Genomic DNA, 10,468 nt, shown 5'->3' on the forward strand with positions numbered 1-10,468 from the left:
CGCCGATGTATTTCGTTTCGGCGAATTCAACTTCAGAGGGAACTTGTTCATATTGAAGGTGGCGCGTGCAAGAGTTGATGTCTTCTGGCGTGAGGTATTCGCAAACGAAGCGAAAGCTGGTGGTGGCATCTGATCATGACAGGGCGAGTGTCGAAGGTAGCGGCATCGAGCACCTGGTTCATTTCCTTCCCAAGGGCGATCGGGCCCAAACCACTCTCGAAAACGTATTCCCGCTGATCGGGCTTGCCTTCTCAAAAGAGGGTGAGGAGGATCTTGCGGAACGGCTCGTGTCCTTGCGTGCGCTTGGCACCGTACCGGATTTCCCGGTCAAGCGGTTGAGTGCACACACTGCGGCAGAAAGTGCCGTAATCATTCAGGCGCTGGTCGACGGTGGTGTCGGGCGTCTTGCGCGGTTTTCGAGTGCTATCACTTCGGAGCTCGCGCTATTGCGCCGCGAGCGCGAAACGCTGCTCGAGAATTATCGTGCGCTCGAAGACGCCTTCCAGGCGCGCAACTGGGAGCCGGTCACCGAGGTCTTTGCGCACGATCCCTATGTCGACCCCAAGGACGAAGGCATCGGCCATCTGATTGCCAATGCTTTCGTCGAGCAGCTCCTGCCGGTGTCCAGCCATGGCGTGGCAGGCATCGCGCTACACTTCAATTCCGTTCCGAGAGACGGTGGCGAACTGGTCGTCGTCCTGAGCTATGTCGAAAGCGGCGAAGGCGTGGCCGAATGGTCTGTGCCGTTTTCACAGCTGGTGCCTACCTGGAACTTCTTCGCCTTACCGCGCACATGCGGAGGCGGAGCGAGGACGTTGCGGGTGAGGGTGTCGACGACGGGCTCGGAAACCATCGGTCTTTCGCTCGGCTACCCCATTGCCAGCGAGCACTACACCGCACGCTCTGAAACGCGTCATGCCGACCTCGATCTGCGTCCGCTCGCGTTCCGCATCTATACGGGCCTTCCCGGCGTCAAGCCAACGCGCATGCCCAACATGATTGCGCCAACGGCTCTGCTCGACGGTCACTTCATCGAGGATTACCGGCTGTCGGTGGATCTCTTGAGCCAGATCGTCGACGTTTCGGTCACGCCGGTGGTTCCGGAGTTCCAGACCGTGCGCTACCTCGAGCACGAACACGCAGTCGTCTGCCACCCGCTGCCGAGCGGCGTGTCGGCCGGTGCCATCGGTCGGGCGGTCGAGCCCGGAACCATATCGTTCTCCGCAAGTGCCATCGTCGATCATCCGAAGGGGGCGCCTGCCGCCGTCAGCTTCCTGCTCGCGCCAGCCAATTCGAACGCGCGCTCGGAAGTTGCCGAACTCGCCCGCAAGGGCTCGGTCAAGCCTTCGGCCTTTTTCAGCGGCTGGCGCGAGGTCACGAACCAGCAGCCGATTAATATCAATTTCCAATTGGACGAGCCGGTGCGCCATCCCATGGATCTGGTGATCCTCAGCCGCGCGGTCACCGACTCCGTCGATTTTTCCTGGCTCAAGGTGTCGGGCTTCCGGATGGTAAAGCAGTCGGGTGGTGCATCTCATGTCCAGCAATAGCGATCCACGCGATCTGATCGCGATTGCCATGCCGCTCTACGGGCACGCGGCGTTGGCACTCGAGGCAATCGAGTCCGCACTGGCTTCGGCGCTTTCGGATTGCCGGATCGCCATCGTCGTCTCGGTCGATGGTGACCCACGGCACGAGACCTTCGATCAACTGCTGTTGTTTTCTGCGGCTCATCCGGACATCCACGTGGTCTTCGGCCGCAATGCGGGGCCGGGCGGCGCGCGCAACCGCGCCATCGACTATGTGCTTGAAAACCTGTCTGAAGCGAAGGCCGTCTATTTTCTCGACGCCGACAATCGCGTTCTGCCGGGCACGATCGAAACCCTTTACAGCCAACTGCGTGAGAGCGGCGCCGGGTGGGTCTACACCAATATCGATACCTTCTCGGTGAGCTGGCGGGCGCACTACGGCAACCACTATTCCAGGCTGGTTCACTGCATCACCGACAACATCTGCGATACCGGCTCGATGATCTCCATCGATGTCTTCCGGGAGGGAGTTCGTTTCAACGACGACCGGCAGAACGGTTTCGAAGACTGGGAATTCTGGCTCTCCTGCATGGAACATGGCTTCGTCGGCACGCCTTGCCACGAGACGACCTTTGAATACCGCCTGCGGGCGGAAAGCCGGTTCAAGGAAGCCAACCGCGACCGTGCGACGTCCGTAAGCTTCCTCAGGAAGCGCCACAGAGCCCTGTTCCAGCGGCCGATGCTCGTCGACTTCGAGCACGAGGAATGCCCGCGCTATCTCTTCGCACGCACCGAAGACGCGGCGATCTCGTTCTTCACCGACCCGACCAAGCAGCCGAAGCGGCTGCGCCTCGACGATATCATTCCGGCCTTCTGGGCAAATACCGGCGAGCCGGACAACGTGCATTTTCCGCCATTCGTGATGGCCGGCAGCGGGGCGACGATCGATTTGCTCTTGCGCTCGCGCATGTTGCCGAACGTGCTTTGCCATCTGGAACGGTTGAGCGAGAAGGCAAACGTCGTCTTCGTCCATCTCGGCAATGACGCCACGCAGCGCAAGATCGAGCCGACGTTCCTCGATGCCGGATCCGAGCACCTCGGCCAGCCGGATCTCATCTTCATTTCAACGGCGCTTTTACGCGATGTCATCCGCAACAACGCGCTCGACTGGTTCGCCTCGATCGGCAGCCAGCAGGTCTGGCCGACATCTGCCGTCCTCAATGTGCGGTTCCCGTTCCCGAGGGCCCTGCCACGCCGAACGCTCATCACGCCGCAACAGGTCATGATCAACTGCGTCAACGCGATTGCCACGAGCCCGCTGCGCCGCACCGCCGGGCGCCGCTGGACGTGGCGCCCGCCGCGGCTCATGCCCTATTCCGATCTGCATAAAGCCTTGCGCACGGAAATCGGCGGTTCGCCGGTGCTGCCGCTCGGACACAGCGAGGCCGGAAAGAAAACGGCAGCACTCCTCGTGCCGAACGCCTCCTTCGGTGGCGCCGAGAAGGTGATCTATGCTGCGTCCCGCGAACTGCGGGCCGCCGGCTATGAGACGCACCTGTTCGTGCTCGGCACCAGCCGGATGGACGTGATCGATGAATTCGATGCGAGCTTCGATTACGTGCATTTCTGGGATCAGGGCATTCCGGCCTGGGGCGGCTCCGGCTCGTTCCTGGGACACGACTTCATCGCCGAACATCATGAGGTCGATTGGGGCGCATTGAAGGGCCAGCTTTCTGGCTTCGATCTGGTCATCAACAACCACGTCATGGCGATGCACCCGCTGATCGCCCGACTGCGTTCTGAAGGTACGCGCACAGCCTGCTATCTGCATGTCGTCGACAACACGCCGTTCAAGCGCCCGGCCGGCCAGCCTTTCGCAGCGATCGCGCACGAGCATTGCTACGACGCCTTCCTGACCTGCTCGGAACAGCTCAAGTTCTATCTGCACAGCTTCGGCGTACCGCTTGAAAAGATATTTGCGGTTCCGAACGGCGCAAGCTTCTCGGTCCCGCCGAAGGTGCTTGCGGAGGTGCTGCAGGTGCGGCGGATCGAGCGCAAGGACGATCGGTTGAGGCTTCTCTACATGGGCCGCCTCGACCAGCAGAAAGGCATCGACCGGCTCGCCGCGACGATTTCGGAGCTGCGCGCGGCACGTGTGCCGTTCGACGCCCGGGCGATCGGCGGCGAGATCCTGGCTGACGCCAGCTTCTCCTGGACCGACCGGCTGAAAGAGCTCGGCGTCGACGTGCGTCCGCCTGTCTTTGCCAGCCGGGATCTGATCAAGGCGCTCGGCTGGGCCGATGTGCTTGTCATGCCGTCGCGCTGGGAAGGTGCGCCCTTGATGATCGCAGAAGCGCAGCAGCTCGGCTGTGTTCCAATCGCGACCGCCGTCGGCGCAGTCGACGAGCTCATCGTTGATCGTGAGGACGGCATCCTGATCGACGCCCCCTCCGACCCGCAGGTGGTGCGAGACATGGTGAAGGCAATCGCCGAGGTCGCGCGCGACCGCAACCTGCTTGCCCCCATCATGGAAGGCTGCCTCAGAACGGCGGCGCGCCGGGCCTGGCCAAACTCTTTCGCGGAGTTCCTTGGCTGGTGTGACGGCTCCGTGAACAATTCATCTCTTTCGCGCGCCAAGGTTATTCGTGCGCGTGAGACATCTAATACCGGCGTTGCAGCAGCAGTTTGAGCGCGCCGGGCGACTTTTCAACTAGAAGGGACTTACGCATGCGTCCAAGAATCCTCCTGACGGGCATTCCTGGCCATTACACGCGCCTCGCCAATGGCGCGAATGGCCTGTCGGTTTCCTATTCGGAACGGCAGAAACAGCCCGAATCCAAGGACGAGTTTCTTCAGGAGCTTCGCAACATCAGCAACACCGGCAACTATCTGATCGGTGAGGGAGCTCTACGTGCGATCGCGCCGCATGCCAAGCAGATCCCGTTCTGGCATCTCTACAACAGCCACAAGAACGGCAGCGGGTTTGACGAGTTCAACAACAACTTCGACATCTGCGTCTTCACCTGCGCAAATCTCCTGCGCAAGGGGCTGTCGGCGGATGCTGAAGCCGATGTCCTGAGCAAGCTCAAGATGCCGATCGTCATGCTCGGCATCGGCCATCAGAACCGCAAGGATCTGGAAACGGGCCTGCCGGAGGGAACGAAGCGTCTGCTCGACGTGCTCAAGGACCGCGAACACTATTTCCTGACCCGCGGCTATGAGACGGCTGGTTACCTGAAGGACCAGGGCTTCAAGTACGTTCGACCGACTGGCTGCCCCTCGGTCTACTTCGCGCCGAACAACATGCGCGCGTCGATGAAGAAGCTGCCGAGCGTCAAGATCGGCCAGGCAAAGACGATCTTTTCGGGTTATCTCGGCGCCAATCACGATTGCATCGTCGATGCGATTGCGCTGAACCCCGAGGGAGCCAAGCCGCAATACGTTATCCAGGACGAGTTCCTGCACTTCGACATGAAGGTCGAGCCGGATGCCGATGGCAGAGTTTTTGACTCCTGCTCTGGAAAGATGCTCGGCGATCTCGCCTTTCCGGGCGCTGAGCGCCAAAAGGTCCCGTTCGACGTGCGCACCTTCTTCGATACCAACCAGTGGCGCGCCTGGGCCTCGCATATGGACTTCAACTTCGGCCGGCGGTTCCACGGCTCGATCATCGCCATGCAGGCGGGCGTACCGAGCCTGATGGTGGCAGTTGACGACCGGATGCGCGAAATGCTGGGCTTTACCGGCCTGCCGTCGGTCGAGGTGCAGGAACTCGAAAAAGCCGAAAACCGCGCGGAATTCGTCGCCAGCCATCTGGCCGGGCTGAATGCATCCGAATTGGTCGACCGCTACTCCGATCGCGAGCGCAATTTCCGCACGGTGCTGCGCGAAATCGGCATCGGCCAATAAATCGCTGACGCCTCGGGTGCGTACAACCCGAGGCACGAATGCGATCGATTTCACAATGTTCGGGCGGGATGAGGAAGACCCCACACACATCTCCTCATCCCGCACTTGCTCTTCGTCAACTCTGTCGGCCAGCCGATTAATCAGGTGTATCGATGCGTATCCTGCTCACCGGAATCCCTTCTTATCTCCAGCGTACCGTCTCGCGTGTTTCCGGTGCGACGGTCCTTCACAAGCCTTACTTCGACGATATCCGAAGCAAGAAGGAACTGATCGATCAGGTCAAAAAGATCGCCAACACCGGTAACTACCTGATCGGCGAGGGCGCAGCTTACGCCTTGCGCGGACATGACGTGACCTATGTGCCCTTCTGGCACCTGGTCAACAGCCGCGGCGCCAACGATGTCTATGATGCCCTGAACAAGGAATTCGACATGTGCGTGTTCGCCTCGGCGAACCTGTTGCGCCCGGGATACTCCGCCGATCTCGAAGCCGATGTCTTCGAGAAACTGAAGATGCCCGTGCTGGTGATGGGCATCGGTATCCAGAAGCGGGAAGGGCTCAAGGAGAACCTGCCGGCCGGCACATTGCGGTTCCTCGAGGTGCTGAAGCAGAAGGAGAGCTTCTTCCTGACCCGGGGTTACTTCACCGCGGAGTTCCTCAGGACAGAGGGCATGAAGTTCGTCAAGCCGACCGGCTGCCCGTCGCTCTTCTTCGCACCGAACGAGATGCGACGCTCGCTGACGTCTCTTGCCAATGCCGACCTGGCATCGGCCCAGAAACTCGCGCTCGGCGGTTATCTCGGCAGCGTCGCCGACACGATCGTCGATGCCCATGCGCTGCTGAAGCCCGATAGCGTCGCAAGCTACGTCATCCAGGACGAGGTCGTTGCCTATAACCTTACGCTCCCGGTGGACGACAACGCTCCGGTCTACGACCGCTCAAGCGGACGCATAACCGGCAAGACCGAATACAAGCATCAGGAGAAGTGGCAGAGAGAGAACGAGCTCATGGTGTTTTTCGACACCAACCAGTGGCGCGCCTGGTCGTCGTCGAGAGACCTCTGCATCGGCCGGCGGTTCCATGGTTGCGTCATCGGCATGCAGGCGGGTACGCCGTCGCTCATGATCGCCGTCGACGACCGCATGCGGGAGATGCTCGAATTCATCGGCTTCCCCTATATCGAGGCGGGCGTGTGGAACCGCGAAAGCGACAAGCGCGCCCATCTCGCCAACTTCCTGTCAAAGATCGATGCCCAGGCCGTCACTGAGCGGTACTCTGCTTGCGAGGCGAACTTCCAAAGTGCGCTCAAACAGGTTGGGATCTAATCGCCTCTTGACGAGAGCAGCGCCATGGGCGCTGCTCCTTGCCGCCCAGCTTTCCCTGGCGGCGATCGTTGGCGCCCTGCCAGCCCTGGCCGGGGACGCCGCTTTTGCGCGCTACGGGGTCAATCGGCTCAATCTCGCCTGGCTCGACCGCGCCGAGCAGGAGCGTGTGCTCAAGGAGATCGCCGATAGCGGCGCTACACATGTGCGGCTCTCCCTGTCTCGGCCGGTCGAAAAGAGCATCGACGCGGTCGGCATAGCCAGCCGGCTCGGATTGCGTATCCTGCTCGAAATTCAGCTTGCGAATAAAAGCTACTATGCGGATGCGGTGCTTCCCCGCAGTGGCCAGGGGCGCATCTGGGACATCAACCGCCTGTCCGACCTGGATCTCGATCGATACCGCTTGGGCCTTCGCGAAGCGCTCATGCGCCTGGATGCTCTCGGTGTTCGTCTCGACGCGGTGGAGCCTGGAAACGAGATCAACCTTGCCGGCTACAACGGCGACCTTGCCGTCTATCAGAAGCCCGGTGAGTCGACGCCGCGAACCGTCGCGGATCTCAAGGATCGCGCAGCTTTCGAAGAGGGCCTCGACCGCTACATAGAGGTGCTAAGGATCACCCGTGACGAGGTGCGCAAAAGCGCCAAGAGCAGTGGCGCCGCCATTGTCTCCGCCGGGCTCTCTGACATGGGCGCCAAGGAAGCGGACCGACAAGGCATGGAGCGGCTCGATCCAGCTGAGGTGATAATGCTTCTGCGGGAACGGGGAATGGACAAGCATGTCGACGCCTACGGCATCCACATCTACCCCGCCCGCAAGGATCCGAAATCGATCACATCCGTCGTCACCAAGCTCCTCGGTTTCTGTGAGCCATCGGAGAGCGGCCGGCCATGCTGGGTGACGGAGTGGGGGATCGCCAACACGGCCCGAACCTGTCCCGTCGATGATCGTCAGCGCGAGGGGGCGATGGCTGCCATGCGCAGCGTCTTTTCCGACTTCGCGAAGACAAAGCGACTGGATGCGGCCTACTACTATGACTGGGATACGCAGCAGGCGTATCGGCTCTGGCGCTGCGGCGCGCTCAGCCATGCCGGTGCCCTGGCAATCGCGCCCGATATTCCATAAATTGGCGCACGGGCAGTGTGCGCGTACCCAAACTTGCGCCAGGGCTCTCAGGGGTCGGCCGTGCGCTAGCAATCAGAACTCTTAACTCAGTTCGGATATGCGGCTTGGCGGCAAGATACTTCGTCGCTCGAAAGAGTATGGCCGCGCGCACAGGGCATGCGCCACAGGCGAGTCGATGGAAACGGCCTTCAGCCCGGCGGCACCTTCGATCTTCAAATGGTGCCGCTCCAACAGAGAGAAGTCGGCTTCCGATACGCTGTGGATTACCTCCATGACTGCCAGTCAGAATCGGAAAGTTTTCCGCATCTGACTGTGCCGGTTCCAAGGCAGTATCTCACCCTAGGCCCGACTCCAAGCTAGTCGGCGGTGATGGCTGAGGCGGTGGTTTAGGGAGGTGTGTGGGGATTACTTGACGTGGCGCTCAAGCACCGGCACGCACATGTCGAGATCGTGTGAGGCCAGGTGGGCATAGCGCATTGTCATCTCAAGTGTCTGGTGGCCGAGCCACATTTGAACTCGCCGAAGGTCGATACCACCGCGCACCAGACGAGACGCGCACGTATGCCGTAGAACATGCGGAACAATGTCTTCTTCGTCGCCCAGGCCTGCGTCCAGTTTGGCCGAATTCCAGACCGCGCGGTATTTTTGGGGGTCGACCGATGAGAACGGTCCTGGAGACCTGTCCGCAAGCGTCTCCATGGCCACTTTTGCTCTGGAGGTCAGAGGCACTGTGCGACTGCGACCAGATTTGGTGACCCAGAATGTTACTCTGCCTTCATAAACATCATTCCATTTAAGGGAAATGGATTCGCCGAGGCGCGCTCCGGTGTCCACCAAGAATATTGATAGTTGCAAGTAGAGTTGTGAACGGTTGCCGATCTCACGGAACAACGCTTCCTCTTCGGCTACCTCCAGGAAGCGCAGGCGACCGGCTCTTTCTTTTTGGCGCCTGAACTCGGGCAAGCTGTGGATGTCACCCATCTTGTACGCTTTCCGCAGCAACTTACTCAGCGCCGCCATCTTTCGGTTGATGGTTGCGTTGCTGTTTCCGCGTTTGCGTAGTGCGCCGATGAGGCTGTCGAGCATCTCTTGTGAGAAGGTGGAGAACCTGGCGCAGATCAGGATCTCGTCAAGTTCGCCGATGAAGGCTTTTACGTTATATTTGTGGCTGCCCTCTTCCCACAAGATATCGGCATAGCGCTGAAGCAGTTCACCCAGTGTGGTTTCCTTCACCACGCCAACCGGGCCCTGGGGGCTAAAGTTATAATTGACTTCGTATCCCGGACGCATGTCCGGAAAGCTGAAGCCGCCCGCCTGTTTTTCAGCGTCCTGTCCCACGCTCGCAGTTCCCCCTCATTCTCGCGAATGAGGCCGAGAAACCGGCTGCGTTCAAGTCAGCGCCCTCGCCGTTAGGCGATTTTGGTGACTCGAAAGCAAGCAAACGTTGCGAAACAGCAACAGCCCGCAACTCTATCGAGCTGCGGGCTACGCTTCTGACCGAGGTCAGATGATCTTAGAAGTCGCGCTGCAGACGGACGAAGCCGAATACCTGGTCGTCGCTGTTGTCAGCATCTTCATACTGAACCGAAACGCGGGTCGCGAGGCCTTCGGTGATCTTGTAGTCCAACGTTACGCCAGCGCGCCACATATCGTCGCTGCCAAAGTCGGTGACCGAGTCCTGCAGGCTGCCGAAGTACTGAACGCCGGGGGTGACGGCGAGCTTGTCGGTGGCGTTCCAGCGGTACGAAGCTGCAACGGACCACTCGGAAGCGTTCCAGTAGGTGTTCGGGTTGGAAGCCCAGATACCAGCAAGCTGGAAGACGCCCGGACCGAGGTCAGCCGAGAGCAAGCCGCGGATCGCGCCTTCTTCCCATTCGGTGTCGTAGCCGCCGAGCAAGTCGAAGGAAACGCCGCCGACCGAAGCCGAAACGATACCGGAGATGCCGATGCCGTTAGCCTTGGTGGACCAGCCTTCGAGCTCGTCAACCGAGATACCAGCCTGGAACGAACCACCGTCGTAGAGGTAGGCGATCGAGTTGAACTCGGTGACGTTGCCGAGCGTGTCGGTTTCGCCGTTCAGGCCCTTATCCCACCAGTTGTAGAAGAAACCAGCCTTGAGGCCACCGAGCTGGATGTAGGCTTCATCAACGTCGATGAAGTCGCTATCGCCAGAGTCGGTGTCGTTGTCGGCGTTGAACTCAGCGGCGAAGAAGCCGGTGAGCGTGCCGTACTCGGTGTCGCTTTTGGCGTCGAACGAGATGTAAGCGCGCGAGAAGGCATCCCAGTCAGACGTGGACTGATCGAGTACACCGTTGCCGTCGAAGTCGTGGTCACGCTGGTCATAACGGCTGGTCGAAGCGTCGTCACCAAACGAGGTCTGGAAACGGATGAAGCCGCCAATCTTGAGGCAGGTTTCGGTGCCCGGGATGTAGAAGTAGCCAGTGCCGAAAGCGTCGCAAACGCGAACGTATTCCATGGGCTCCGGCTCGGCTGCGACGATTGCGTCGGCTGCCTGTGCGCCGGATACTGCTGCGAGAGCAGCAGCGGAGCCGAGAAGAAGGCTCTTGATGTTCATTTCTGACCTCCAG

The 10,468-nt window shown here is 60.4% G+C and carries 7 protein-coding genes; 5 read left to right on the forward strand and 2 right to left on the reverse strand.

All coding sequences use genetic code 11. The features are described 5' to 3' along the window. The first annotated feature begins 77 nt into the window (after window positions 1–77). The 5 genes from ACTJKM_RS33960 (at window position 78) to ACTJKM_RS33980 (ending at window position 7,880) form a co-directional block, all read left to right on the forward strand. Window positions 78–1,550 carry a DUF6212 domain-containing protein gene (locus tag ACTJKM_RS33960; protein ID WP_440636251.1) on the forward strand — a complete coding sequence of 491 codons (1,473 nt, stop codon included), beginning with the start codon at window positions 78–80 and terminating at the stop codon, window positions 1,548–1,550. Further along, the gene (locus ACTJKM_RS33965; RefSeq protein WP_440661811.1) at window positions 1,537–4,218 is read left to right on the forward strand and encodes a glycosyltransferase; all 2,682 of its coding nucleotides are present in this window, start codon (window positions 1,537–1,539) and stop codon (window positions 4,216–4,218) included. Before ACTJKM_RS33960 ends, ACTJKM_RS33965 begins: the two co-directional genes overlap by 14 nt. 38 nt (window positions 4,219–4,256) lie before the next feature. Then, window positions 4,257–5,435 carry a polysaccharide pyruvyl transferase family protein gene (locus ACTJKM_RS33970; RefSeq protein ID WP_440636247.1) on the forward strand — a complete coding sequence of 393 codons (1,179 nt, stop codon included), beginning with the start codon at window positions 4,257–4,259 and terminating at the stop codon, window positions 5,433–5,435. Between the two features lie 152 nt (window positions 5,436–5,587). Next, window positions 5,588–6,760 (forward strand): polysaccharide pyruvyl transferase family protein, encoded by a 1,173-nt coding sequence (locus ACTJKM_RS33975; RefSeq protein ID WP_440636245.1) that lies wholly within the window; start codon window positions 5,588–5,590, stop codon window positions 6,758–6,760. Window positions 6,761–6,791: 31 nt separating this feature from the next. Continuing rightward, a complete protein-coding gene (locus ACTJKM_RS33980) occupies window positions 6,792–7,880 on the forward strand; it encodes a glycoside hydrolase (RefSeq protein ID WP_440661814.1) in 1,089 nt (362 codons plus the stop codon). A gap of 405 nt (window positions 7,881–8,285) precedes the next feature. On the opposite strand, the gene ACTJKM_RS33985 is transcribed toward ACTJKM_RS33980, so the two are convergent. After that, window positions 8,286–9,170: a tyrosine-type recombinase/integrase gene (locus tag ACTJKM_RS33985; protein WP_440661815.1), complete on the reverse strand. Its 885-nt coding sequence runs from the start codon at window positions 9,168–9,170 to the stop codon at window positions 8,286–8,288. Window positions 9,171–9,393: 223 nt separating this feature from the next. Then, window positions 9,394–10,455 carry a porin gene (locus ACTJKM_RS33990; RefSeq protein ID WP_440659799.1) on the reverse strand — a complete coding sequence of 354 codons (1,062 nt, stop codon included), beginning with the start codon at window positions 10,453–10,455 and terminating at the stop codon, window positions 9,394–9,396. Between the last annotated feature and the right edge of the window lie 13 nt (window positions 10,456–10,468).

The sequence above is a fragment of the Ensifer sp. 22460 genome, assembly GCF_052044935.1.
Classification (GTDB): Bacteria; Pseudomonadota; Alphaproteobacteria; order Rhizobiales; family Rhizobiaceae; genus Ensifer.